The 26,007-nt window shown below is 59.1% G+C and carries 25 protein-coding genes; 14 read left to right on the forward strand and 11 right to left on the reverse strand.

Annotation, left to right across the window (positions count from 1 at the left end):
- Positions 1-354 precede the first annotated feature (354 nt).
- The 6 genes from ACMGF7_RS05155 to ACMGF7_RS05180 are packed head-to-tail and all read right to left on the reverse strand — an operon-like array spanning position 355 to position 6,079.
- On the reverse strand, positions 355-1,125 hold the full coding sequence (locus ACMGF7_RS05155; protein WP_049239736.1) for a 3-hydroxybutyrate dehydrogenase: 771 nt from the start codon (positions 1,123-1,125) through the stop codon (positions 355-357).
- Between the two features lie 12 nt (positions 1,126-1,137).
- Positions 1,138-2,529 carry a GntP family permease gene (locus ACMGF7_RS05160; RefSeq protein WP_049239735.1) on the reverse strand — a complete coding sequence of 464 codons (1,392 nt, stop codon included), beginning with the start codon at positions 2,527-2,529 and terminating at the stop codon, positions 1,138-1,140.
- A gap of 45 nt (positions 2,530-2,574) precedes the next feature.
- A complete protein-coding gene (locus tag ACMGF7_RS05165; RefSeq protein ID WP_420286369.1) occupies positions 2,575-3,498 on the reverse strand; it encodes a 3-hydroxyacyl-CoA dehydrogenase family protein in 924 nt (307 codons plus the stop codon).
- Positions 3,499-3,516: 18 nt separating this feature from the next.
- Positions 3,517-4,701, reverse strand: a complete 1,185-nt coding sequence (locus ACMGF7_RS05170) for an acetyl-CoA C-acetyltransferase (RefSeq protein WP_164095941.1) — start codon at positions 4,699-4,701, stop codon at positions 3,517-3,519.
- A 14-nt stretch (positions 4,702-4,715) separates the two neighbouring features.
- Positions 4,716-5,369 (reverse strand): CoA transferase subunit B, encoded by a 654-nt coding sequence (locus ACMGF7_RS05175; protein WP_015376496.1) that lies wholly within the window; start codon positions 5,367-5,369, stop codon positions 4,716-4,718.
- An 11-nt stretch (positions 5,370-5,380) separates the two neighbouring features.
- Complete coding sequence (locus ACMGF7_RS05180; RefSeq protein ID WP_004933280.1) at positions 5,381-6,079, reverse strand: CoA transferase subunit A; 699 nt, start codon at positions 6,077-6,079, stop codon at positions 5,381-5,383.
- Positions 6,080-6,247: 168 nt separating this feature from the next.
- Here ACMGF7_RS05180 and ACMGF7_RS05185 point away from each other — a divergent pair, with 168 nt between their 5' ends.
- The 3 genes from ACMGF7_RS05185 (at position 6,248) to ACMGF7_RS05195 (ending at position 8,655) form a co-directional block, all read left to right on the forward strand.
- Positions 6,248-7,147: a LysR family transcriptional regulator gene (locus tag ACMGF7_RS05185; protein ID WP_049239731.1), complete on the forward strand. Its 900-nt coding sequence runs from the start codon at positions 6,248-6,250 to the stop codon at positions 7,145-7,147.
- Between the two features lie 108 nt (positions 7,148-7,255).
- The gene (locus ACMGF7_RS05190) at positions 7,256-8,260 is read left to right on the forward strand and encodes a hypothetical protein (protein WP_044029785.1); all 1,005 of its coding nucleotides are present in this window, start codon (positions 7,256-7,258) and stop codon (positions 8,258-8,260) included.
- Positions 8,257-8,655, forward strand: a complete 399-nt coding sequence (locus ACMGF7_RS05195) for a hypothetical protein (RefSeq protein ID WP_420286370.1) — start codon at positions 8,257-8,259, stop codon at positions 8,653-8,655. Before ACMGF7_RS05190 ends, ACMGF7_RS05195 begins: the two co-directional genes overlap by 4 nt.
- A gap of 424 nt (positions 8,656-9,079) precedes the next feature.
- Here the strand turns inward: ACMGF7_RS05195 and ACMGF7_RS05200 are convergent, their stop codons facing one another.
- Positions 9,080-9,379: a hypothetical protein gene (locus tag ACMGF7_RS05200; protein WP_049239729.1), complete on the reverse strand. Its 300-nt coding sequence runs from the start codon at positions 9,377-9,379 to the stop codon at positions 9,080-9,082.
- A gap of 236 nt (positions 9,380-9,615) precedes the next feature.
- Here ACMGF7_RS05200 and ACMGF7_RS05205 point away from each other — a divergent pair, with 236 nt between their 5' ends.
- Genes ACMGF7_RS05205 through ACMGF7_RS05215 form a run of 3 tightly spaced genes read left to right on the forward strand, consistent with a single transcriptional unit; the run spans position 9,616 to position 12,132 of the window.
- Positions 9,616-10,986, forward strand: coding sequence for a glutamine synthetase family protein (locus tag ACMGF7_RS05205; RefSeq protein WP_033641727.1), 1,371 nt, complete (start codon positions 9,616-9,618; stop codon positions 10,984-10,986).
- A gap of 32 nt (positions 10,987-11,018) precedes the next feature.
- Positions 11,019-11,429, forward strand: a complete 411-nt coding sequence (locus ACMGF7_RS05210) for a GNAT family N-acetyltransferase (RefSeq protein ID WP_049239727.1) — start codon at positions 11,019-11,021, stop codon at positions 11,427-11,429.
- A gap of 13 nt (positions 11,430-11,442) precedes the next feature.
- Positions 11,443-12,132, forward strand: a complete 690-nt coding sequence (locus ACMGF7_RS05215; RefSeq protein ID WP_016929237.1) for a trehalose-6-phosphate synthase — start codon at positions 11,443-11,445, stop codon at positions 12,130-12,132.
- Positions 12,133-12,134: 2 nt separating this feature from the next.
- Here ACMGF7_RS05215 and sfnG read toward each other — a convergent pair whose 3' ends face one another.
- A complete protein-coding gene (sfnG, locus tag ACMGF7_RS05220) occupies positions 12,135-13,229 on the reverse strand; it encodes a dimethylsulfone monooxygenase SfnG (protein WP_049239726.1) in 1,095 nt (364 codons plus the stop codon).
- Between the two features lie 436 nt (positions 13,230-13,665).
- On the opposite strand from sfnG, the gene ACMGF7_RS05225 reads away from it, so the two are divergent.
- The 4 genes from ACMGF7_RS05225 to ACMGF7_RS05240 all read left to right on the forward strand — a co-directional run bounded on the left by ACMGF7_RS05225 (position 13,666) and on the right by ACMGF7_RS05240 (position 17,731).
- Entirely contained in the window at positions 13,666-15,846 is a 2,181-nt protein-coding gene (locus tag ACMGF7_RS05225) for a carbon starvation CstA family protein (protein WP_420286371.1), read from the forward strand.
- 218 nt (positions 15,847-16,064) lie between these two features.
- Positions 16,065-16,268, forward strand: a complete 204-nt coding sequence (locus tag ACMGF7_RS05230) for a YbdD/YjiX family protein (RefSeq protein WP_004953088.1) — start codon at positions 16,065-16,067, stop codon at positions 16,266-16,268.
- A gap of 21 nt (positions 16,269-16,289) precedes the next feature.
- Positions 16,290-17,252, forward strand: a complete 963-nt coding sequence (gene yjiA, locus ACMGF7_RS05235) for a GTPase (RefSeq protein ID WP_420286372.1) — start codon at positions 16,290-16,292, stop codon at positions 17,250-17,252.
- A gap of 56 nt (positions 17,253-17,308) precedes the next feature.
- Positions 17,309-17,731, forward strand: a complete 423-nt coding sequence (locus ACMGF7_RS05240; RefSeq protein WP_049243104.1) for a hypothetical protein — start codon at positions 17,309-17,311, stop codon at positions 17,729-17,731.
- Between the two features lie 23 nt (positions 17,732-17,754).
- On the opposite strand, the gene ACMGF7_RS05245 is transcribed toward ACMGF7_RS05240, so the two are convergent.
- Complete coding sequence (locus ACMGF7_RS05245) at positions 17,755-18,777, reverse strand: LacI family DNA-binding transcriptional regulator (protein ID WP_420286373.1); 1,023 nt, start codon at positions 18,775-18,777, stop codon at positions 17,755-17,757.
- A 284-nt stretch (positions 18,778-19,061) separates the two neighbouring features.
- On the opposite strand from ACMGF7_RS05245, the gene ascF reads away from it, so the two are divergent.
- Entirely contained in the window at positions 19,062-20,504 is a 1,443-nt protein-coding gene (gene ascF, locus ACMGF7_RS05250) for a PTS cellobiose/arbutin/salicin transporter subunit IIBC (protein ID WP_420286374.1), read from the forward strand.
- A 16-nt stretch (positions 20,505-20,520) separates the two neighbouring features.
- The gene (locus ACMGF7_RS05255; protein WP_420286375.1) at positions 20,521-21,951 is read left to right on the forward strand and encodes a 6-phospho-beta-glucosidase; all 1,431 of its coding nucleotides are present in this window, start codon (positions 20,521-20,523) and stop codon (positions 21,949-21,951) included.
- Positions 21,952-22,032: 81 nt separating this feature from the next.
- Here ACMGF7_RS05255 and ACMGF7_RS05260 read toward each other — a convergent pair whose 3' ends face one another.
- Together ACMGF7_RS05260 and ACMGF7_RS05265 are read right to left on the reverse strand one after the other, a co-directional pair.
- Entirely contained in the window at positions 22,033-22,392 is a 360-nt protein-coding gene (locus ACMGF7_RS05260) for a putative T6SS immunity periplasmic lipoprotein (RefSeq protein ID WP_420286376.1), read from the reverse strand.
- Positions 22,393-22,404: 12 nt separating this feature from the next.
- Entirely contained in the window at positions 22,405-22,830 is a 426-nt protein-coding gene (locus ACMGF7_RS05265; RefSeq protein WP_420286751.1) for a putative T6SS immunity periplasmic lipoprotein, read from the reverse strand.
- Positions 22,831-23,236: 406 nt separating this feature from the next.
- Here ACMGF7_RS05265 and ACMGF7_RS05270 point away from each other — a divergent pair, with 406 nt between their 5' ends.
- Both ACMGF7_RS05270 and ACMGF7_RS05275 read left to right on the forward strand, forming a co-directional pair.
- Positions 23,237-23,554 carry a hypothetical protein gene (locus ACMGF7_RS05270; RefSeq protein ID WP_075686841.1) on the forward strand — a complete coding sequence of 106 codons (318 nt, stop codon included), beginning with the start codon at positions 23,237-23,239 and terminating at the stop codon, positions 23,552-23,554.
- 308 nt (positions 23,555-23,862) lie between these two features.
- The gene (locus ACMGF7_RS05275) at positions 23,863-26,007 is read left to right on the forward strand and encodes an ATP-binding protein (RefSeq protein ID WP_243810813.1); all 2,145 of its coding nucleotides are present in this window, start codon (positions 23,863-23,865) and stop codon (positions 26,005-26,007) included.

Genomic DNA, 26,007 nt, shown 5'->3' on the forward strand with positions numbered 1-26,007 from the left:
AAAAAATTATTGTTATAAACGCGGTGGTCTTAAGCCACGCAGAAATAATTAACCGATGTGAACAGCGCACGCAAGATATAAAAATTCACGCCATAACCTGCCATTATTTTAGGTTGGATTTAATTTCAGCAAAAACGTGTTCACCTGTAACACGGAGAAAAACAATGTAATAATCGCAGCACGAAATAAACCAATCCGCACGTTTCACCCAAAATAACTCTTCGTGATTATCTGGGAATAATGATAGCAAATAACAAAAAAATATTATTGCCGCAGGTAAACCGTCACGCGATGGAATTAATTAAAGGCGGGAAATAACGACGGAGCGCATTGCGCGCTCCGGGGAAAATCTCACTACTGCGCCAGCCAGCCGCCGTCCATGTTCCAGGCGGCGCCACGCACCTGCGCCGCCGCATCGCTGCATAGGAACAGCGCCAGCTCACCGAGCTGCTCTGGCGTGACGAACGCTTGCGAAGGCTGCTTCTCCGCCAACAGCTCATCGCGCGCCCGCTGCGGATCGGTACCGGCGGCGATGCGTTTGTCGATCTGCTGCTGCACCAGCGGCGTCAGCACCCAGCCGGGGCAGATGGCGTTGCAGGTGACGGGCGTGCGGGCGGTTTCCAGCGCCAGCGTCTTGGTCAGCCCCACCACGCCGTGCTTGGCCGCCACATAGGCCGACTTGTCTTTCGACGCCACCAGCCCGTGCACCGACGCCACGTTGATGATGCGTCCCCAGTTGCGCTCGCGCATACCCGGCAGCGCCAACCGGCAGGTGTGGAACACCGCCGACAGGTTAATGGCGAGGATGGCGTTCCATTTCTCCACCGGGAACTGATCCAGCGGCGCCACGTGCTGAATGCCGGCGTTGTTCACCAGAATGTCCACGCCGCCGAACTCACGCTCGGCATAGTGCATCATGTCCGCTATCTGGGCCGCATCGCCGAGATCGGCGCCGTGATACCCCGGCGCGGCGCCCAGCCGGGCAACCTGCGCTTTCGCCGCTTCCACATCGCCAAAGCCGTTGAGGATCACGCGCACGCCGGCGGCGGCCAGCACGGACGCTATCCCGAGGCCGATGCCGCTGGTCGAGCCGGTCACCAGCGCGGTCTTGCCTTGTACACTCATGGTATCGCTCCTTTAAACAATGCCGGTCAGGTAGAACACGCCGATCACGAACAGCACCGCGGCGCTCTTGATCAGGGTGATGGCGAAGATGCCGCCATAGGCCTGCCGGTGGCTGAGGCCGGTGATCGCCAGCAGGGTGATCACCGCGCCGTTGTGCGGCAAGGTATCCATGCCGCCGCTGGCCATCGAGGCCACCCGGTGCAGCACTTCCAGCGGGATATGCGCGGCGTGGGCGGCGGCCACGAAGTTATCGGCCATCGCCGCCAGCGCGATGCTCATGCCGCCGGAGGCCGAGCCGGTGATGCCGGCCAGCAGGGTGACGCTGATCGCTTCGTTCAGCAGCGGATTGGGGATCGCCGACAGCGCCTGCGACAGCACCAAAAAGCCCGGCAGCGCGGCGATCACCGCGCCGAAGCCGTATTCGGAAGCGGTGTTCATCGCCGCCAGAATTGCGCCACCGACCGCCGTCTTGCTGCCTTCCGCCAGCCGGCCGCGAATATTGCCAAAGCCGAACGCCACCACCAGTAGAATACCCGACACCAGCGCCGCTTCCACCGCCCAGATGGCGGTGATCTTCGCCACGTCGGTGGTGATGGGCTTGGCCAGCCCCGGCAGCGTCAGATCGTGGCTGGCGCCGTACCACTGCGGGATCCAATGGGTGAAGCCAAGGTTGAATACCCCGACCAGAATCAACGGCAGGATGGCGATCAGCGGATTAGGCAGGTTGATATCGTCCGGGGTTTCCGGTTCGTTCAGCAGCTCGGTGCCGTACCCTTCGCCTTTCAGCTGCGCCTTGCGCCGCTGGCGTTCAAGATACAGCAGGCCGACCGCGATGATGAACAGCGAGCCGATCAGCCCCAGCCAGGGCGCGGCCCAGGCGTTGGTGCCGAAGAAGCTGGTCGGGATGATGTTTTGGATCTGCGGCGTGCCGGGCAAGGCGTCCATGGTGAAGGAGAAGGCGCCGAGCGCCACGGTGGCCGGGATCAGCCGCTTGGGGATGCCGCTCTGGCGGAACAGCTCGGCGGCGAACGGATAAACCGCGAACGCCACCACGAACAACGACACCCCGCCGTAGGTCAGCAGCGCGCACACCAGCACGATCACCGGAATGGCGTGGCGCCGGCCGAGAATGCGGATCGCCGCCGCGACGATCGAACGGGAAAAACCGGACAGTTCGATCAGCTTGCCGAATACCGCCCCCAGCAGGAACACCGGGAAATAAAGCTTCACGAAGCCGACCATCTTCTCCATAAACAACCCGGTGAAGGTCGGCGCCACCGCGCCGGGGTCGGTCAACAGCACCGCGCCCAGCGCGGCGATCGGAGCGAACAAAATCACGCTGTAGCCGCGGTAGGCGGCCAGCATCAGTAATCCCAGTGCTGCCAGGGCAATCAAAACGCTCATCGGACACCTCGCTATCGTTGTTATTGTCAGGTACGGAGTGCGAAATTAAGGTTTCAGCGCAAAGCGCAGCTGATGCGCCCGGCGCCGATGAATGCGTTCCCTGCGCTCTTCATCCCACAGATAAAATCCCCGGCCGCTGCGTTGGCCGCTATCGCCGCGCTGCAGCCGCTGTTCAACCAGCGCCATCATCTCGTCGCCGGTCGCCAGTTCCGGGAACAGGTGGCGGGCGATGTCCGCCACCGTCGCCAGCCCGGTCATGTCGGCGGCTTCGAGCGGGCCGACCATGGCGTAGCGCCGCCCCAGCGAGGCGCGCATCACCTGATCCACCACCTCGGCGCTGGCGATGCCGCTGTGGACGATGTGCAGCGCCTCGCGCAGCACCGCAAACTGCAGCCGGTTGCCGACAAACCCCGGCGCGGCGCGCTCCAGCAGCACCGCCTCAAGATCCATCTCGCCGAGCAGCGCCTGCACCGCCGCCAGATGACGCGGTTCGGTGGCGCTGCCGGGCACGATCTCCACCAGCGGGATCAGGTGCGGCGGGTGCCAGAAATGGGCGATCAGCAGGCGCTGCGGATGGGTCATGCGCGCCGCCAACTCGTCCGGCGGCAGGCCGCTGGTGTTGCTGGCAATCACCGCGTCGTCGGCGATCAACCCCTCCAGCTGCTCATACAGCGCATGCTTCAGCTCGAGCCGTTCCGGGATCGCCTCGATAAGCAGCCGGGCGCGCGCCACCTCGTTCAGATCGCCGGTCACGCGCAGCCGCGCCAGCGCCGCGTCGCGCTCATCGTTATCAAACTGCCCGACGTCGCTCAGCTCGGCCAGAATGCCGCTCGCCACCACCGGCGCTTCCGCCAGGCGCTGCGGATCCGGGTCATACAGCAGCACCTCATGGCCGTGGCGAATAAAGTGGGTGGCGATGCCCACCCCCATCAGCCCGGCGCCCAGTACCGCATAGTCAGATGACTGCATGGTGCCCTCCTCGGTTGTTTACGGGCGCTCTACCGCCAGCGCCACCCCCTGCCCGCCGCCGATGCACAGCATCGCCAGCCCCTTGTTCACCCCGCGGCGCTGCATTTCGAACAGCAGCGACACCAAAATGCGACAGCCGGACGCGCCGATCGGATGCCCCAGCGCGATCGCTCCGCCGTTGACGTTGACCCGTTCCGCCTCCCAGCCCAGTTCTTTACCCACCGCCAGCGCCTGCGCGGCGAAGGCTTCGTTGGCTTCGATCAGATCGACCTCCTCCAACCGCCAACCGGCTTTTTCCAGGCAGCGGCGCGCGGCCGGCGCCGGGCCGATGCCCATGATCGCCGGTTCGACGCCCGACGAGGCGTAACCGGCGATGCGCGCCAGCACCGGCAAACGCAGCGCGGCGGCTTTTTCCGCGCTCATCAGCAGCACCACGGCGGCGCCGTCGTTGAGTGACGAGGCGTTGCCGGCGGTCACCGTGCCCTCTTTGCGAAACGCCGGGCGCAGCCGCGCCAGCGCCTCCAGGCTGGTGTCGCGCGGCTGTTCGTCGCGCTCTACCCGTAGCGCTTCGCCCTTGGGCTGCGGCACCGTCACCGGCGTGATCTCCTGCGCGAAACGCCCGGCCTGCTGCGCCGCCTGCGCCTTCTGCTGCGAGCGCAGCGCGAACCTGTCTTGTTCTTCTCTGCTGATGGCGTATTTCTCCGCCAGGTTCTCGGCGGTGATGCCCATGTGATAGTCGTTGAACGCGTCCCACAGGCCATCGTGGATCACGCTGTCCACCATCTGCGCGTGACCGAGGCGCAGGCCGGCGCGCGCGCCGGCCATCAGGTAAGGCGACTGGCTCATGCTTTCCTGGCCGCCGGCGATCACCGCGTCGGCGTCACCGCTGCGGATCGCCTGCACCGCCAGATGCACCGCCTTCAAACCGGAGCCGCACACCTTGTTGATGGTCAGCGCCGGCGTCGTAACGGGCAGCCCGGCGTTGAGCGCGGTCTGGCGCGCCGGATTCTGCCCGCAGCCGGCGGTCAGCACCTGGCCGAGGATCACTTCATCGATCTGCTGCGGCGCCACGCCGCTTTGCGCCAGCAGCCCCTGCACCGCCGCCGTGCCCAGTTCCACCGCCGTCAGCGGCGCCAGCGCGCCGTGAAAACTGCCGACCGGCGTGCGCGTCGCCGCCACGATCACCACTTCACGTTGTTGCACATTCACCTCCCGTTTCAGAAACGCATTTCCGGCACTTGCTCCGGCACGATCAGCCGGCCGGCGGTTTTGGCGACAATCTCCGCCACGCTGACACCCGGCGCGCGTTCGCGCAGCACAAAGGCGCCGTCTTCAATTTCCAGGTAGGCCAGATCGGTCAATACCTTGCGGATGCAGCGGGCGCCGGTCAGCGGCAGCGTGCAGCGCGGCAGCAGCTTGGACTCGCCGCCCTTTGCGGCGTGGGTCATCACCACGATGATGTTCTCCGCTCCCGCCACCAGATCCATCGCGCCGCCCATGCCCTTGACCATCTTGCCGGGGATCATCCACGAGGCGATGTTGCCCTCGACGTCCACTTCAAACGCCCCCAGCACGGTCAGATCGACATGGCCGCCGCGGATCATGGCGAACGACTGCGCCGAATCGAAGATCGACGCGCCGAGGCGCGCGGTGACCGTCTGCTTGCCGGCGTTGATCATGTCGGCGTCCAGCTGCTGCTCGGTCGGGAACTCGCCCATTCCCAGCAGGCCGTTTTCCGACTGCAGCATCACGTCCATGCCCGCCGGCACGTAGTTGGCCACCAGCGTCGGGATGCCGATGCCCAGGTTGACGTAGTAACCGTCTCTCAGCTCTTGCGCTACGCGCTGCGCCATTTGTTCACGGGTAAGCATGCGAATTCTCCTTATGCCCGCAGGGTGCGTTGTTCGATACGCTTCTCGAAGGTGCCCTGGATCAGCCGATCGACGTAGATGCCGGGGGTATGGATCGCCGCCGGATCCAGTTCGCCCGGCGCCACGATCTCTTCCACTTCCACCACCGTGATGCGCCCGGCGGTCGCCATCAGCGGATTGAAGTTCTGCGCGGTGTGGCGGTAGATAACGTTACCGAAGTGATCGGCCTTCCAGCCTTTAACGATGGCGAAATCGCCGGTGATGGCGGTTTCCATGATGTAAGGGCGGCCGTTGAACTCGCGCACCTCTTTGCCTTCGGCGATCGGCGTGCCGTAACCGGTGGCGGTGAAGAACGCCGGGATACCGGCGCCGCCGGCGCGGATCTTCTCCGCCAGCGTGCCCTGCGGCGTGAGATCCACCTCCAGCTCGCCGCTGAGCGCCTGCTGCTCGAACAGCGCGTTTTCGCCGACGTACGATCCCACCACCTTGCGGATCTGATGGGTTTCCAGCAGCCGCCCGAGGCCGAACCCGTCGACGCCGCAGTTGTTGGAAACCACCGTCAAGCCGCGCACGCCGCGCCGGCGGATCTCTTCGATCAGGTTTTCCGGGATGCCGCACAGGCCGAAGCCGCCCGCCAGCACCGTCATGTTGTCCGTCAGGCCTGCCAGCGCTTCCTGGTAGCTGCCGACGCGTTTGTCGAGCCCTGCCATATCGTTGCCCCTGCATGTTGCGGCGCAGGGCGAAATGCCCTGGCTTGCGTGAGGGCATCTTCAGGTCACAAAAATGATTTGTTAATTTTGTTTTTATGCCGCATTCATTTAGAATTTTTATTAATCAACCGTTAACCGACAATTAACAAAGAGTTAACGCCAGCCAAAATGAAAATGAGCATCAAACAGTTACGCGCGTTTTTAGCGGTAGCTCACACTCTGAACTTCGCCCAGGCCAGCGAGCGGCTGAATATTTCTCAGCCGGCGCTCAGCCTGGCGATTCGTGGGCTGGAAGACGCGCTGGGCGGGCCGCTGCTGCTGCGCACCACCCGCCGGGTGACGCTGACGCCGGAGGGGGAAACCTTCTTCCCGATGGCGCGCCAGCTGCTGGCGGATTGGGACAACGCGGAAGAGGCGATGCGCCAGCGCTTCACCCTGCAGATGGGCAAGGTGGCGATCGCCGCCATGCCGTCGTTCGCCGGCAACCCGCTGCCGCCGATCCTCAAGGCGTTTCGCGATCGTTACGCCGGCATCAACGTGGCGGTGCACGACGTCATCAACGAGCAGGTGTTTGAAATGATCCGCGAAGGCCGGGTGGAGATGGGCATCGCCTTCGAGCCGGAGCCGAGCGACACCCTGCACTTCACCCCGCTGTGCCGCGATCGCTTTATGGCGGTGGTGCCGAAGGATTCGGCGCTGGCGCGCAAGGCGCAGGTGAGCTGGAAAGAGCTGCTGACGCTGGATTTCATCACCCTGCAGCGGCCATCGGCGGTGCGGCTGCTGCTGGAGCAGGCGCTGGCCCGCAGCGGCCGCACGCTGGAGGTGGCGTTTGAAAGCCACCAGTTGGTAACGGTCGGGCGCATGGTGGCCAACGGCCTCGGCGCCAGCGCGGTACCGGCGCTGTGCGAGCAACAGATGGATGAGCTGGGAGCGGTCTGCGTGCCGCTGATCGGCCCGAGCATCGAACGGCGCGTGGGCCTGATCCGCCTGGCGCAGCACCAACTCTCTTCCGCCGCGCAGGCGCTGGCGACGGTGATCGAACGGGAGATGGCGGGAAGTGGCGGGTAAGGTCGCACCGGTATTTTCAGATGATTCTCCGATCGAGAGCGTGAGCCAGAACCTGTTACCACCCTGTAGAAAATGTTAAGTTTCCTAAAAATAAGGAGGCTTTTCGACATGGAACAGAAGTCCAGCAGCATCGCACCGGGCTATTGCATCGCCCAACAAACCGGCCCGCTCGCCTTCCACGCCAACTACCTGTTCGGTGGCAGGCCATCGGAAGCGGCACGTTTTTTTATGCAGCTCAATGCCGATACGCCGCTGGTTCAACCGGGGCAAATGCTGATCGTCGCCGATCCGCGCAATCATAATCAATCTACGCAGATCGCCGCCCTGATGCAGGCCAAGAGCCGCACCAGCAAAGCGGTGAAAGCCGGTGACAGCGATTTCTCCACCTTCTTGCACCGCAATTACGCCGCTATCGCCGCCTTCACCAGCTATGGGGAAACGGTCGTCGGGCTGGCTTCGGATGCCGGAGAACGCTACTTCAGCCAGATCAAAAATATCCTGGTCGAGATTGAAAAAACCTACCAAAATCAGTTCCGCACGAGTGGCGCATTGATTGGCACCCAGTTTCAGGTGGAACGAGCGCGGCTGTTCGGTACATTAAAACCGTTACTGAATCGCCTTACTCGTGCTCAACTCAATATGAAAGAGTATGCGCAAATCAAACACGCGCTGGGGCTCTCCAGTAAATCGCTGGTGCATGAGTGGAGCACCGCCGGCGTCGGTGCCATCAAGGGTTATTCGAACTACGTCGACAGCGCCAGCCGTGCGGCCAAGTTTATGAAAGCCGGCGGCTGGATCGGCATCGGATTGAGTGGGCTGAATACCACCAACGACGTCTACAACGCCTGCACCACCGGCCGCGAACAGGAGTGCGCCAAGATCGCGGTGAAGGGATACAGTCATTTTGCGGCGAGTACTGCGGCAGGGATTTGGGCAGGGAATGCAGGTGCAGGTCTTGCGATTGCAGCTTGTTCAATTGTGTTGGGTGCAGCAACAGCAGGAACAGGTGTGATCGTTTGTGGTATCGCTGGAGCCGCTATAGGAGGCGCCGCAGGATCCACACTGGGTGGCATGGGTTCCGATTATTTGACGACGTTAGTGGTAGGTGAATGATGAAATTTATCGTCATATCGTGTTTGATATTGCTGGTTTTAAGCGCCTTCATCCAGTTCATTGGTTACCGTCGCCATAAAAAAGAGTTTGATGCTTTCTATAAGCGTTACGCCGGCAGCGGACATTTTATTCCGCCCTACGTCGCCTTTGCCGATAGCCTCGGCATGCTTGGAACCTCATTGAAAGCACAGTGGTTTCTTTGGATCCTGAAAAGGAAAAAAATAAAAATAAGGGATCAGGTTTGGCTCGATGCGAAAACCTACGATTTCGTGCAAAAAACCGCCTCTCCTGAGCTACAAAAGTGGCTGGCGATGGATTTTATACTTTTGCTCGTAGAGGCCATGATTACCACCGTGGGCTGTATTTTTATTTATCTCATCAAAATCAACGTATAAAAATGATCAATTATATTGAGCCTTACATAAAAGAGATAAAACTCTTAGTGGTATTACTATTCTTTCTTTTCCTTCTTATCGCTATTATCCAATTTATTTACTATCGACTTCATAAAAAAGAGTTTGATCTCTTTTATCAACACTATGTGGTGAGTAAACACCCTGTTCCACTTTTTGTCGTGATAGCGGACAACCTTAACTTCATCGGTGTTTCACTAAAAGCCCAGTGGTTTCGTTGGATTTTGAACAACCGGAAATTAAAACTGACTCGCAACGTTTGGCTAAGCCCCAAAACCTACGATTTCGTTCGAGCAGCTTCATCACCAAGGTTAAAAAATTGGATCCGTAATGATTTCAGACTATTAATGTTACAAGGAGCACTCTTAATCATCATGTGTCTCCTGAACTATCTCCTGAAGTCGGTCTAATCCTTCTCCACCGCCTGCACCGCCGCCTTCTGCGTGGCGCGCTGATATAAGCACAGCTCCCTGCCCGGCTGGTTTTTCATAAACGGCTGCGGGTAGCGCCCGCCGATAAACAGCGCCGAATAGCCGACGTCGTCACCGTAGTGAATAATCTCCCCTTCCACCCTGGCGTTTTTTAGCCCGCTGGCCTTAAGGCAGGCGGCGCGCATCGCCCGTTCGCTCTCGGCCCACGCCTGTGGGGAAGACGCGGTGGCGTTGAACGTGGCCAGCGCGGCGATAAGCAGCCCTATTCTCTTCATCGTTATCACTCCTTCCACGACCCATCTCGCCAGTATAGACCGTGCCGGCGCGGCCAACCCGCCGCGCTCTTTACGGCATTTTTATTCCGCGCCCCGTTAACGTTACGGCGTTTTTACAGACAGTTTTTGCCGCCACAGATACCCTTTTCACATCGCCGCTATGGCCTCACAAGAGAGTTGTCTCATGCGTTTATCCCTGCCTCTGGCCGTGACCGGTCTTCGTTCTGGAGCGCGCCATGCATTCTAATATTATCGGGTTCAATCCTCTGCTGGCGGAGCTGCCCGCATCGCCGACGCGCACCTTCCGCAAAGAGCTGGAGCACTATCTGCAGCGCTATCCGGATACCGAACAGCTGGATATTTATCTGCACGATCTGAACGGCCAGCTGCGCGGCAAGCGGCTACCGATCGCCGAAGCCTTTGGCCTGGAAAAAGGCTGCTACTTCCCGCTGTCGATCTACGCCCTGGATCTGCACGGCCGAGTGATTGAAGAAAGCGGGCTGGGGCAACGGGCGGGCGAGCCGGACCGGCTGTGCCTGCCGGTGCCCGGCACGCTGCGCCCCTGCGCGCGCGATCCCGAGCGCCATGCCCAGCTGCTGCTGACGATGCAAAACGCCGACGGCGACGCCTGCGAGCTGGAGCCGCGTGTGGTGCTGCAACGGGTGCTGAAGCGCCTGCACGAGCGCAACTGCTTCCCGGTGGTGGCGGCCGAACTGGAGTTCTACCTGCAGGATCCGCAGCGCCCCGCCGAGGCGGAAGCCTGCCCGACGCAGAGCTTCGCGGTGGATGCGCCCGAGCGCCACCATGCGCTGCTGAGCGACATCGAACGGCACGCGCGGCTGCAAAGCCTGCCGCTGACCGGCGTGGTGGCCGAAGCCGCTTCCGGCCAGTACGAGCTGAACCTGCATCACAGCCGGCGCGTGCTGGAAGCCTGCGACCAGATCATGGCGCTGAAACGCCTGACGCGGCAGATTGCCGAGCAGCATCACCAGCACGCCTGCTTTATGGCCAAACCCTGCGCCCACGCCGCCGGCAGCGGGCTGCATTTTCACATCAGCCTGCAGAACGAGCACGGCGAGAACCTGCTGACCGGCGCGCCGGGCGAACTGAGCGACAACATGCAACAGGCGATGGCGGGCATGCTGGCGCTGATGCCGGCGTCGATGGCGATCCTGGCGCCCAACATCAACGCGTTTCGCCGCTTCCGCCCCGGCATGCACGTGCCGCTGCGCGCCTCCTGGGGCCACAACAATCGCACGGTGGCGCTGCGCCTGCCCTGCGCCGACAGCGCCAACCAGCGCATCGAGTACCGCCTGGCCGGCGCCGACGCCAACCCCTATCTGGCGCTGGCGGTGATGCTCGGCGGCCTGCTGCACGGGCTGGAACACCCGCTGCCGCTGCCGCCCGCCGCCAACGGCTGCGAAAGCGACAACGCCGCCCCCTTGCCGCTCGGCCAGCAGGAGGCGCTGGCGCTGTTCCGCCACAGCGATCCGCTGCGCGAACTGCTCGGCCCGGCGTTCTGCACCCTGTGGCACACCTGCAAAAGCGCCGAACTGCGCCGCTTCGAGGAACAGGTCACCGCCGCCGAACTCGGCTGGATGCTGTAACCATCCACTGATTCGTTAACCTAAGGATAATCATGAACATGCAACCGCAATTGGCCCCCGTACAGCCGCTGCTCTGCTGGCGCAAAGGCGTTTTTCATATCAGCACCGATCGGCAGTTATTGGATATCGAGGCGATCCAGCGTTTCCTCAGCCTGCCGGATCGGACGGCGGCGGAGCGCCTGGCGCGCCACGGCCTGTGCTTTGGCCTGTACCGCAAACGCCACCAGCTCGGCTTCGCCCGTATGGTGACCGATTACGCCACCTTCGCCTCGGTGAGCGAACTGTTCGTCAGCGCCGAATACCGCGGCGTCGGGCTGGGAAGCTGGCTGACGCGCTGCTGCCTGGCGCATCCGGCATTGCGCGGCCTGCGCGTCACACTGCCCGTGCTGCAAGCGCCCTGGCGCGCCGACTGCGCGGCGCACGCCCCGCGCGCCCTGCACTGATAAGGAGAATCCGATGTCTCGTTTGGTGCTGATTTCCAACAAACAGTGCGACGGCAAGGATCTGGCCTGCGCCGGCCGGACGTTGGCGGCCGACGCCGAACCGGGGCTGTGGCTCGGCTGGAACGGCGACGTGCAGAATTTCGCGCAGCGCCCGATCAGTTGCCGCCAACGCGCCGGTTACGATCAGGTGACCTTCCCGCTGTCGATCGAGGAGTTTCGCCGCCACTATCAGGGCTACTACCACGACGGCCTGTGGCCGGTGTTCCACAACCAGCCGGAGAAGGCGCACTTCACGCCGGAAAACTACCGCGCTTACCGGCAGCTGAACTGCCGTTTCGCCGATATCGCCTGCGAGCACCTGTGCCCGGGCGACATCGTCTGTATCGACGACTACCAGCTGCTGCCCTGCGCCCAGGCGTTGAAGGAGCAGGGGCTGCTGAATGCCTGCGCGTTCTTCTTCCACCTGCCGTTCCCGTCGGCGGCGCTGCTGCGGCGCATCCCGGAACATCGCCAGCTGATCGCTTCGCTGCTGTTCTACGATCTGATCGGCTTTACCACCACGGACGATCGCAACGCCTTTCTCAGCTGCCTGTCAGGCGAGTTCCCGCTGGAGATGCTGCCCGACGACCAGATCCAGGCCAACGGGCATATTTTCGCCACCGGCATTTTCCCCGCCGGCATCAACGCCAGGCAGGTTTACTGAACTCAGGCCGCCGCCCGCTGGCGCTCCAGTTCGCGCACCAGCGGGATCACCTCGCGGCCGAAGAACGCCACCTCTTCCTGGAAGTGCAGGAACGCCAACAGCATCAGATCCACCCCGGCGTCTTTCAGCGCGATGATGCGCTCGGCGATCTGCTGCGGCGTGCCGATCAGGTTGGTTTTAAAGCCGTCGTTGTACTGCACCAGATCCTCAAACGAGGATTTGGCCCAGTTGCCCTCGCCCTCCGGCGAAGCCGCCCCGGCGTTCTTCACCTCATGGCCGAATCCTTGCACCGCCTCCGGGTTGGCGTGATCGATAATCTCCTGCAGCACCGCCTGCGCTTCCTGCTCGGTATCGCGGGCAATGACGAAGCCGTTCACCCCCACCTTGACCCGGTGCTGGTTGGCCCTGGCCTTGGTCTGCAAATCGTCCACCTGCTGGCGAATGCCCTCCACGCTGTTGCCGTTGGTGAAGTACCAGTCCGAGACTCGCGCCGCCATGTCGCGCGCCGCCCGCGAGCTGCCGCCCTGGAAGATCTCCGGCAGCGGATCCAGCGGCTTGGGCTTCAGCGAGTAGTCGCGATAGCGATAAAAATCGCCGGCGAAGCTGAAGCTGGGCTCGGCCCAGATGCCGCGCAAACAGCGGATAAACTCTTCCGAGCGCAGGTAGCGCTCCTCATGATCCAGCCACGGCTCACCGATGGCCTTGAACTCGCCGCGGAACCAGCCGCTGACGATATTGACCGCGATGCGCGCCTCCGAAAGGTGGCTGATGGTGGCGATCTGCTTGGCCGCCAGCGTGGGGTTCCACGGCCCCGGCAGCAGCGCGGCGATCACCTTCAGCTTCTCGGTGGAATCCAGCAGCGCCTGCGAAAACGACACCGACTCGTGCTGGTTGTCAGCGCCGTAACCGGCGGTGAAACGGATCTGGGTGAGCGCGTAGTCGAAACCGGCGCGCTCGGCAATCTGCGCCAGCTTGCGGTTGTAGCCGATGTCCCAACCGGTGCGCTGCGGGATATTGCTGATCACCAGACCGCCGGAGACGTTCGGCACCCAGTAGGCGAACTGAATAGGCTGCTGCGAGTGGTTTGCTGCTGACATGCTTCTCTCCCTCTGCTCGTTGGCGCCGTGATGCGGCACGCATATAACCATTATTGATTTACAAATATTGAAAACCTTGTTTTGGTTATAAATCCGATAGCAGAATGCGTGCCAACCGCCGTGTTAAGGCATCTGGCTGATAAACCTAGGGTTTAAAGCCGGCGGGTTAAAGCGGGTGCTGCATTGGCAACAGCGGCTGGCGGGCGGCTGTTGGTTATGCAGCAAACCGCTCACCCCGCCAATCCAACCGTTCACCCGGCGGATCTGACCGCTGAGCGAAATACGCCTGTCTTCCCCCCTTACCCCCGGCGATGATGAGCTGTTCCTAAACCCGCCTTACCTCGGGAAAGACGCTACGGCTCACCGCGCCACTCTGACATCTCTTACAAGCGGATGAGTTCATTCATATTTTGCAGACTGGAATTAAGGATACCTCATGAAACGAGAGGGGATTTTAAAGCACATTCCGTGGATGCTGCTGGGGATACTCGGCGCAGCCTGCCTCGGCGTGGTGGCGCTGCGCCGCGGCGAACACATCAGCGCGCTGTGGATCGTCGTCGCTTCGGTGGCGGTGTATCTGGTGGCCTACCGCTACTACAGCCTGCACATCGCCACCAGGGTGATGAAGCTGGACGCCGGCCGCGCCACCCCGGCGGTGGTCAACAACGACGGCCTCAACTACGTGCCAACCAACAAGAACGTGCTGTTCGGCCACCACTTCGCCGCCATCGCCGGCGCCGGGCCGCTGGTGGGGCCGGTGCTGGCCGCGCAGGTCGGCTACCTGCCCGGCACGCTGTGGCTGCTGGGCGGCGTGGTGCTGGCGGGGGCGGTGCAGGACTTTATGGTGCTGTTCATCTCCTCGCGCCGCAACGGCGCCTCGCTCGGTGAGATCATCAAAAAAGAGATGGGGCCGATACCGGGCACCATCGCGCTGTTCGGCTGCTTCCTGATCATGATCATCATCCTGGCGGTGCTGGCGCTGATCGTGGTGAAAGCGTTGGCGGAAAGCCCGTGGGGGGTGTTCACCGTCTGCTCCACCGTGCCGATCGCGCTGTTTATGGGCATCTACATGCGCTACCTGCGCCCCGGCCGCGTGGGTGAAGTGTCAGTCATCGGCATCGTGCTGCTGGTGGCCGCCATCTGGTTCGGCGGCGTGGTGGCGCACGACCCGTACTGGGGCCCGGCGCTGACCTTTAAAGACACCACCATCACCTTCACGCTGATCGGCTACGCCTTTGTCTCCGCCCTGCTGCCGGTGTGGCTGATCCTGGCGCCGCGCGACTACCTGGCCACCTTCCTGAAAATCGGCGTGATCGTCGGGCTGGCGATCGGCATCGTGATCCTCAACCCTGAGCTGAAAATGCCGGCGGTGACCCAGTTCGTCGACGGCACCGGCCCGGTGTGGAAAGGCACCCTGTTCCCATTCCTGTTCATCACCATCGCCTGCGGCGCGGTCTCCGGCTTCCATGCGCTGATCGCCTCCGGCACCACGCCGAAGCTGCTGGCCAATGAGACCGACGCGCGCTTTATCGGCTACGGCGCGATGCTGATGGAGTCCTTCGTCGCCATCATGGCGCTGGTGGCGGCTTCCATCATCGAGCCGGGCCTGTACTTCGCCATGAACACCCCGCCGGCGGCGCTGGGCATCACCATGCCGGATCTGCACCGCCTGGGCACCGAAGACGCGCCAATGATCATGGCTTCGCTGAAGGACGTGACCGTGCACGCGGCGGCGGCGGTCAGCTCCTGGGGCTTCGTCATCAGCCCGGAACAGATCCTGCAGACCGCCACCGACATCGGCGAACCTTCGGTGCTGAACCGCGCCGGCGGCGCGCCAACGCTGGCGGTGGGCATCGCCCACGTGTTCCACCAGATCATTCCGGGCGCCAACATGGGCTTCTGGTATCACTTCGGCATTCTGTTCGAGGCGCTGTTCATCCTGACCGCGCTGGACGCCGGCACCCGCTCCGGCCGCTTTATGCTGCAGGATCTGCTGGGCAACTTCGTGCCGTTCCTGAAGAAAACCGACTCGCTGGTGGCTGGCATCATCGGCACCGCCGGCTGCGTCGGGCTGTGGGGCTACCTGCTGTATCAGGGCGTGGTGGATCCGCTCGGCGGCGTGAAGAGCCTGTGGCCGCTGTTCGGCATCTCCAACCAGATGCTGGCCGCCGTGGCGCTGGTGCTGGGCACCGTGGTGCTGATTAAAATGAAGCGCACCCAATACATCTGGGTGACCGTGCTGCCGGCGGTGTGGCTGCTGATCTGCACCACCTACGCGCTGGGCCTGAAGCTGTTCAGTGACAACCCGCAGCTGGAAGGTTTCTTCTTCCTGGCCGGCGAGTACAAACGCAAAATCGCCGAAGGCGGCGCCGAGCTGAGCGCCCAGCAGATCGCCAACATGAACCACATCGTGGTGAACAACTACACCAACGCCGGGCTGAGCATTCTGTTCCTGCTGGTGGTGTACAGCATCATCTTCTACGGCGTGAAAACCGCGCTGGCGGCGCACAAGAATCCGAAACGCACCGACCAGGAAACGCCTTACGTGCCGGTGCCGCAGGCCGCGCCCGCCGACGGCGTAACTGAGGGGGAGGTCAAAGTTTCGACCCAGCATTGATGTGATTTAACGGATACCCTGCATAATAAACGTTAAGTAGTACCCAAAGCCGCACGGCCTGCGTATCGCAAGATGCCAGCCGTGCGGCGCGATGCAATCGAGATACCCGGGGCGACCCGGAGGTGGGGCATCCCTGCGGGAACCCCATCCCCCGGCTTCCCCTAATATCAGGCTAAAGCAAGCGCTGTAGTGATGCAGGGTAAAGTTGGAGAAGGCTTATGTTCGGAAACCTCGGCCAGGCGGGGAAGTACCTCGGGCAGGCGGCGCGCATGTTGGTGGGCGTGCCTGACTACGATACCTACGTCCAGCACATGAAAGACAACCACCCGGACAAGCCGGTGATGACCTATAAAGAATTTTTCCGCGAGCGCCAGCAAGCGCGCTACGGCGGCGACGGCAAAGGCGGCATGCGCTGCTGTTAACCCGCAGTCACAAGGATCCGTATGAAACCCATTGCAGTCACCATCCTGACCGGCTTTTTGGGCGCCGGCAAAACCACCCTGCTGCGCCACATCCTGAACGCCGAACACGGCTATAAAATTGCGGTCATCGAGAACGAGTTCGGCGAAGTGCCGATCGACGATGCGCTGATCGGCGATCGCGCCAGCCGCATCACCACCCTGAGCAACGGCTGCATCTGCTGCAGCAAGTCCAACGAACTGGCGGACGCGCTGCTGGATCTGCTGGACGGCGTCGACAGCGGCCAGCTGACGTTCGATCGGCTGATCATCGAATGCACCGGCATGGCCGATCCCGGCCCGATTACTCAGACCTTTTTCTCGCACGAGATCCTGTGCGAGCGCTTCCTGCTGGACGGCATCATCACCCTGGTGGACGCGGCGCACGCCGAGCAGCAACTGAGCCAGTTCAGCATCGCCCAGGCGCAGGTGGGCTACGCCGACCGCATCCTGTTGACCAAAACCGACGTGGCGCCGGACTGCGAGGCGCTGATCCAACGGCTGCAGCGGATGAACGCCCGCGCGCCGCTCTACCAGGTGACGCACGGCGACATCGATCTGAGCGTGCTGTTCGACATCGAAGGCTTTACGCTGAACGACAAACTCAACCTGACGCCTGCCACCCCGCTGTTCCACCGCATCCCGCAGCCGCAGAGCGACATCCGCTCAATTGTCGTGACGCTGGAACGCCCGCTGCCGCTGATGCAAATCTCCGAGGTGATGGAAGGCCTGCTGCTGGAATACGCCGACAACCTGCTGCGCTACAAAGGCATTCTGTCCATCGAAGACGAGCCGCGCCGCCTGCTGTTCCAGGGCGTACAGCGGCTGTATAACGCCGACTGGGATCGGGAATGGCTGCCGGAGGAAGAGCGCAAGAGCACCTTGGTATTTATTGGTGTGGATCTGCCGGAGGAGGAGATTCGGGGCAGGATTGGGGGGGTGGGGTAAGATAAACCATTCCCCAGGCCAACACGCCCCATATCCAGCAAACTCAAGGATGAACGATGGCAAACAACGTGATGATAGTAGGATTAAAGGCGCTTAACCTGTGCGCGAGCGCCTATATCGTCATCAAACTGAGCACGGTGTTAGCCATCGGCATCATGTTTCTTATTGTCTCTTACGCCGGCGTGGAGGACGTTGGGCTGTCCAATCTCCTCGCCGGGGCGCTCATCATCCTGCCGCTGTTGGTCGTCGTCGGTGGCACACTTATCGTCTGCGCCGTCGCCGCCTATCTCAACCTAAAGGCGCCCTATCGTAAAAAAGCGCTGTTCTTTAGCCTGCTGTTGGGCAGCATCTCTGCGGTTGGCCTGCTGCTGCCCTACACACGCGAGTTCGCGCTATCCACGGCACTTGCCAGCACCCTGGCATTGGGCAGCGCGCTGGGGATTTTTGCTTTGTCGAAGAGGCGGGTTCAAGCGTTGTAGCGCCTGAAAAAGACGGGTAGCGATTATTCCTTTCCCCAATACGGCCCCGCCGCCACCGACTCGCGCTCGATCAGGCTGGCCGGGAAGCTGGGGCGCTTGCGGAGCTCGCCGCCGTCCAGCATCGACAGCAGGCGGTTGACGGTCTCCTGGATCATCTCGGTGACCGGCATCTTCATGCTCGACAGCGACGGCACGGTATAGGGCGCCAATGGGATGTCGTCGAAGCCGATCACCGATACCGCCTCCGGCACCGCCACGCCGCGCTCCGCCAGCCGCTTCATCGCGCCGATGGCCATTTCGTCGTTGCCGGCGACGATGGCGCTGAACGGCTGCCCGCCGGCCAGCAGCGTATCAACCGCCGCCACGCCGCTTTGCGCGTGCCATTTCCCTTCGACGATCAACGCCTCGTTAACCGCAATGCCCTGCTGCGCCAGCGCGGATTTATAGCCGGAAAGCCGCTCCAGCCCGGTGGGGGAATCGAGCGAGCCGGTGATAAAGGCGATGTCGCGATGCCCGCGCGCGATCAGGTGCGCCACCGCCGCCGCGCCGGCGGCGTGCTGATCGCTGAAGATGCAGTAGCTGTCGTTCCGCCGCAGCCGCCGGTTGATCACCAGAATCGGCTGGCGGTGTTGGGAGACGATCTCGTCCATTTCCGCGATCGACAGAAAACGCGGGTAGATGATCACCCCGTCGCAGCGCAGATCCAGCAAAAACTGAATGGCGGCCCGCTCCTCTTCGGCGGTGTGCTTGCCGTCCGCCAGGATCAGTTGGCGGCCGTTCGCCTCCATGATGCGCGCCGACTGCGCCATCAGTTCGCTGAAATAGTTGCCGCTGTAGAGGGTGTTGGTGACCACCAGGCCGAGGGTTTGGGTGGTGTTGGTCGCCAGGCTGCGCGCCAGCAGGTTGGGCCGATAGCCGGTTTCCGCGATGGCTTTTTCCACCAACGCGCGTTTCTCCTCGCTGACATAGCCGCTGCCGGACAAAACGCGCGACACCGTCGCCTTTGAAACGCCGGCCTTTTTCGCCACCTCGAGTATCGTTGCCATCTGTGCGCCGCCAAAATCCATGGGTTCAGCGCAGTCTACCCAAGACGCCCGGCGTTTGGAACGTTTTCACGCCCCTGCACATCGGTATGCGCTTACCCCTAACGATCCAGATCACGAAAACGCAACGCCAAAAATCGTAGTTCTTGCCAACCACAAAACATCAATACATGATTTTGTGAAACCGGTTTCTTATGGGCGTTTCATACGGATGGAACGACGGATCGCCCAGGCAGTAAATATTCGCCTTTAGGCTATCCGAATTGCTATCTGAGAGACGACACGCCATGCCGAAGAACTACGCAGAGATCTCGCACGCCATCGTGGCCGCCCTGGGCGGCGCGGGCAATATCGAGGCCGTGACCCACTGCATGACCCGCCTGAGATTCGTGGTGAAAGACAAAACGCGGATCGACACACCGGCGCTGAAGGCCATCGACGGCGTGCTGGGCGTGGTGCACAGCGGCGAACAGTGCCAGGTGATCATCGGCAACGAGGTGGCCAAAGCCTATCAGGCGGTACTGGCGCTCGGCATGCCGGGCGCAGCATCCCCCACCGCCCCGGTGAAACGCCAGCTTACCCTGAAGGGCATCGGCGCCGGCATTCTCGACGCGCTGGTGGGCACCATGTCGCCCCTGATCCCCGCCATCATCGGCGGCTCGATGGTGAAGCTGCTGGCGATGATCCTGGATATGGCCGGGGTATTCGAGAAAGGCTCCTCGACCCTCGTCATCCTCAATGTGATCGGCGACGGCGCGTTCTTCTTCCTGCCGGTGATGGTCGCCGCCTCGGCGGCGCTGAAGTTCAAAACCAACATGTCATTGGCGATCGCCATCGCCGGGGTGCTGGTGCATCCCAACTTTATCGATCTGATGGCCAAGGCGGCGCAGGGCCAGGCGGTGGAATTCGCCTTCATCCCGGTGACGGCGGTGAAATACACCTACACGGTGATCCCGGCGCTGGTGATGACCTGGATCCTGTCGCACATCGAACGCGGGGTGGATCGCATCACCCCGGCGGTGACCAAGAACTTCCTCAAGCCGATGCTGATCGTGCTGATCGCCGCGCCGATCGCCATTCTGCTTATCGGGCCGCTCGGCATCTGGATCGGCAGCGGCATCTCTGCGCTGGTGTACACCGTGCACGGCTACCTGGGCTGGCTTTCCGTGGCCATTATGGGGGCGATTTGGCCGCTGCTGGTGATCACCGGCATGCACCGGGTCTTCACCCCGACCATCATCCAGACCATCGCCGAGACCGGCAAAGAGGGCATGGTGATGCCTTCGGAGATCGGCGCCAACCTGTCGCTCGGCGGCGCTTCGCTGGCGGTGGCGCTGAAAACCAAGAACCGCGAGCTGCGCCAGACCGCGCTGGCCGCCGCCGCTTCCGCCATCGTGGCGGGGATTTCCGAACCGGCGCTGTACGGCGTGGCGGTGCGCCTGAAACGGCCGCTGATCGCCAGCCTGATCAGCGGCTTCGTCTGCGGCGCGGTCGCCGGCATCGGCGGGCTGGCCAGCCATTCGATGGCCTCGCCCGGGCTGTTCACCAGCGTGCAGTTCTTCGATCCGGCCAACCCGATGAGCATCGTGTGGGTGGTAGCGGTGATGGCGCTCTCGGTGGTGCTGTCGTTCGCGCTCACGCTGATGCTGGGCTTCGAGGATCTGCCGGAAAACGCCGCCGCGCCCGGCCAAACCGCACCGGCGGCGAACGCCGCCAGCGCAACGCAATGAGACACCAGAGGATTGCATGTCCGATTCAACATTCCCTAAAGGATTTTTATGGGGCGGCGCTTTGGCCGCCAACCAGGCGGAAGGCGGCTATCGCGAGGGCGGCAAAGGGCTGACCACCGTCGATATGCTCCCGCACGGCACCAACCGCATGGCGGTCAAACTCGGGCTGGAGAAGCGCTTTAGCCTGCGCGACGACGAGTTTTATCCCAGCCACGACGCCATCGATTTCTACCACCGCTACCGCGACGACATCGCGCTGATGGCGGAGATGGGCTTTACCGTGTTCCGCACCTCCATCGCCTGGAGCCGGATTTACCCCAACGGCGACGAGCTGACGCCCAACCCCGAAGGCATCGCCTTCTACCGCAGCCTGTTCGAAGAGTGCCGCCAATACGGCATCGAGCCGCTGGTGACCCTGTGCCATTTCGACGTGCCGATGCACCTGGTGACCGAATACGGCTCCTGGCGCAGCCGCAGGATGGTGGAGTTCTTCACCCGCTACGCCCGCACCTGCTTCGAAGCCTTCGACGGGCTGGTGAAATACTGGCTCACCTTCAACGAGATCAACATCCTGCTGCACAGCCCGTTCTCCGGCGCCGGGCTGGTGTTTGAAGCGGACGAAAACCCCGAACAGGTGAAATACCAGGCCGCGCACCACGAACTGGTGGCCAGCGCGCTGGCGACGCGCATCGCCCACGAAGTGAACCCCGCCAATCAGGTAGGCTGCATGCTGGCCGGCGGCAACTTCTACCCGTGGTCCAGCAAGCCGGAAGACGTGTGGGCCGCGCTGGAGAAAGACCGCGAGAACCTGTTCTTTATCGACGTGCAGGCGCGCGGCGCTTACCCCTCCTACGCTGCCCGCGTCTTCCGCGAGAAAGGCGTCAGCATCGTCATGGAACCGGAAGACGCCGACATCCTGAAGCACACCGTCGACTTCGTCTCCTTCAGCTACTACGCCTCGCGCTGCGCCTCCGCCGACATGAACGACCACAACAGCAGCGCCGCCAACGTGGTGAAATCGCTGGCGAACCCGCACCTGCCGCGCAGCGACTGGGGCTGGGGCATCGATCCGCTGGGGCTGCGCATCACCATGAACATGATGTACGACCGCTACCAAAAGCCGCTGTTCCTGGTGGAAAACGGCCTGGGCGCGCACGACGAGTTCAATGCAGCAGGCGAGATTGAGGACGACTACCGCATCAGCTACCTGCGCGAACACATCCGCGCCATGGCCGACGCCATCGCCGACGGCGTGCCGGTGCTGGGTTACACCACCTGGGGCTGCATCGACCTGGTGGCCGCCTCGACCGGCGAAATGAGCAAGCGCTACGGCTTTGTCTACGTCGACCGCGACGACCAGGGCAACGGCACCCTCGCCCGCACCCGCAAGAAATCGTTCTGGTGGTATAAGAAAGTGATCGCCAGCAATGGGGGGGATTTGGGGTAGGTTTGGGCGGTGGGGGTGGGGTTAGCGTGGGGAGCGGAGGGCTTCCAACCTAAGTTGATTGCCTTCCTGCTGCACAACGAATTAGGAGACGAACTCACGCGCAGAGGGGAACTCACCTGCCTGCTGTTTCTTGATGGAGACCAGCTTCGCGGAGAAATGGTATTGCTGCCCCGGCGTAAATACGTAGCCCTCATCAGGGACGCACTGATCGGGGGCTACATCCCGCAGCGGCTCGAAGAATTTGAACGTGCGGTTCTGCGCCTCATCCAATCGGTAGATCGAGATGCCCGCGAGTTTTTCGTCTCCCTGGGGTTGAACGGTGATGCATACTTTGCCCTCACGTAGGCTGGCGGTAGCGGGATAGTCTACAGGGATACGATCGCCTATCGACGGACAGCCTGCGAGCAGGAAGGGAAATGCGAGGGGGAAGATCCGGTTCATTTTGTCTCGGCGCTATCTGCTGCCCTGCGTGATATTTTCAATTTCGTAAGCGCCGTTGAGCTTTTTCACTTTGAAGTGAACAATAAAGGCCCTACCAGAAATATCCTGCAGGTTTCTGCGCTTATCAATCGGCACAAAATTTAGCCTCATGCTGTAGATATGATTTTCCTGAAACGGGTAATCTTCTTGGGTAACGCAAATACCCTTTTTAAGATCCTGATTCGCCACCTCAATCAATTTCTCATCAGCATCACCACTGAGATAAAGCGTATCTGGCCTTTCGTTTTCCTTTGGCGACGGAGAGATGCAAATATCGCCATTCGCTTTAGCATGGGCGGTGATAGGAATGTCCGGTGCATAGCGCTGATCGAGGCGGTCGCCGGTACAGGCGCTTAACAATATCGATCCTGCAATGACCAGCAAGAAATTAGCTTTCATCATATTCCATTATTTATAAATCTTAATGAATAAATATAACCCATGAATGGATTACTGATAATTCAATGCAAAGATGATATGCCGAATTGCGAGGTACATTCCAATCCTAAAAGTAAATAAACTGTAATTCTATACAGATTATTTTTTCCTTTTACTGATAACGCTATAGTTTTTTCGCTGCGGCAAAATCCGCAGCCGGAGTTAGCGTTCCGAATCTGACATACTACCGCTGTATTATGTAATAATGCAGCAGCTTTAGTTCACTCCAAATAATGGTGGCTCAGGCGGGGGCTTCGCAAGAAGCGCCGGTTCGTATGTCCCGGTGACGCTAACCCCGTCTGGGCTACCACCCGAGTTTAGCGTCTCTGGTGATAGTCATTAACTAATGACATACGGAGATGCACCCATGACAAAGGTTCCCACTACAGAATCCGTTGCAAGCACCCTTACCCTCTATCGCCAACTGTTTAACCACCTCGATCTCAGCGTATTTAATCCCTCAGAGCTCTTAGACCTAGCCGCACTCTCTGCCGAACAAGCGGAAGGTCTGTGCCACGGCCTGATGCTGTTCGGCCATTTACTGCAAAAGCACCCACAGCTGGATGCCGAAGGCTGGGAACAGTTGAATCGCTACCTCAACGCTACAGCGCACCTGGTTCCTGCATTGTGTAACCTGTATGGTCGGGCGTTGCGGGAGATGGAAGGTCATGCTGTAGATGAGTAAGCATTAAATCAGAGCATGTTATGGGGATACCATCATGGCTTCCCCCTCTCCCTTGCTTTACTCTAGAGAACTAACTTATATCTCACGGTAAATACCTCTACCAAGAGTTGGACTAGCCAATTTTTCGAGTTAATATCACTTAATAGAGTGGGACCAACCCACCCCCGACTGTCTTGGCTTAGAACAACAAAGCTATCTCTGCACGATTATTGTCATTGTATACATCAGCGACGTTGTCCATAATTTAGTTAAAAAGTCGGAGTGTACTGCGCAGTAACATGAAGTATTCCATCCCAGTTAAAGGATAAATGATGGCAAATAAAACAAAAGAAATAGGTTTCAAAGCAAAAGCTCACCTTCTGAAACTATTAGGTGATGAACTAATTGGCAATGATAAACTTGCTGTGTTTGAGCTTGTAAAAAATGCTTATGATGCAGACGCATCCTCAGTAGAAGTGACACTAGACTTAGACTCATCAGAACCTACTATTACAGTAAAAGATATTGATGGCTGCGGCATGTCACTAAGTGATATAGAGGATAAATGGCTATCAATAGGCACAGATAGCAAAAGAGGGAATAATAAAAAAAGGACTAAAGTATTTAATAGAATGCCTCTCGGTGAAAAAGGTGTCGGAAGATTAGCTGTACATAAATTAGGGGAAAGCTTACAGCTTAATACAAGATCTGAAAATGAAGGCGAGATAGAAATAAAAATAAACTGGCCAACACTAATTGGAGATGCAGAATTCATTGATCAAACAATGGTTAATATTGAGTTATTAGAAAACCCTAAGTTTTTTAAAGAGACTACAGGCACAAGAATAAAAATATATGACCTATATAAAAAAACATGGAATAGAGGCGACATTCGTAGTTTAAAAAAAATGCTAGTCAGCTTAAGCTCTCCATTTGAAGCACACTCCGACTTTACTGTTAACTTTGAAGCAAAAGGAAGAGAAAAGGACTTGGATGGTGTTCTAGACATTCAGGATATTCTTGATGTCAGTTTATGGAAATATACATTTGAAGTAAAAGAAGATGGAGTAATTGACTATGAATATACATTTACCCCTCCATCATCATTTTCCCCACTTAAAAAGTCCCACAAATTAAAAAGTGAGCAATTTTTACTATCAAAAATTAACGAAAAGAAAATTGACACAACAGAGCCTATATATTTAAAAGAGATAGGATTAAATGGTATAGGGCCTATAAAAGGTACTTTTTATACTTTTTCACTATCACAAAATGTCATTGAAGCCAAAAGAGCCGGTGCGCTTCAACAATTGCGTACATACCTAAAAGATAACGGTGGCGTACGAATATTTAGGGACAAGATACGCGTATTTAACTATGGAGAGCCTGGTGAGGATTGGTTGGGTTTAAATGCAGATCGTATTAACAACCCAGGAAAAGGGATTGGCACAAATACAATTATAGGGGCAATCGAGCTTGATCTCGAGAAAAGTTTCGGACTCATAGAAAAAACAAACAGGGAAGGTTTCTCTGAAAATGAGACCTACAAAACCTTCCATTGGATTAGTCAAAATGTTATAGAGAATTTTCTTAGGCTACATCAGAGTGATAGGGAACGAGTTGATGATTTCATTAAATCAGGTCGTACTGCGGATCCAAAATTAAAATTCGATGACAACATAAACAAAATAAAGAAGGTTGTGAAAGATAATAATCTAGACAATAAGATAGGTGGTGCTATTTCTTATATTGAGAAAGAGTACAATCAAATGAGAAATGTAATGACCTCTTCTGGTCTCAGTGGTCTTAACATCTCTGTTATTTTCCATGAGATTGAACGGGAGATTGATTCTCTCCATCGGGCAATAATGAAAGACGACGCAGTATTGGAAGAACTAAGGGAACGTTCATCTAATTTGGTTAGTATTCTTGAGAGCTTCAGCTCACTGTTGAAAAAAAGGAAGTCAGAAAAATTCAGTGCCAGCGAGGTTATTGAAAAAGTACTAGCGCTTTCAATTCATAGATTTAAACATCATAGAGTTTCACTCTCTACACCCGTACTAGTGGACGACAAAGAATCTGACTTTATACTCCATGCACCATTTGGGATTGTACAGGCTACCATAACGAACATTGTTAACAACTCTTTATATTGGACTCAGGCTAAAAGTAAACTAATAGAGAGCGATGAGTATATGCCTGGTGTTGGTATTTTTTGTCTCCCCAATTGGTATGATGAAGGACCTGCGATTACAATCGTAGATAATGGTGATGGATTTAGTATACCACCAGAAAGTGCAGTACAACCTTTTATAGGAAACAGACCTGGTGGAATGGGGTTAGGATTATACTATGCAAAAACAGCGATGGAGTCAATTGGCGGCAGATTGATTATCGACTCAATTGAAAACTTAAAATTACCGAAAGCATTCAATGGCGCAGCAGTTTCTTTGATATTTAAAGGAAATAATTAA

The organism is Serratia sp. BNK-17, from assembly GCF_048684935.1.
Lineage (GTDB): Bacteria > Pseudomonadota > Gammaproteobacteria > Enterobacterales > Enterobacteriaceae > Serratia > Serratia nematodiphila.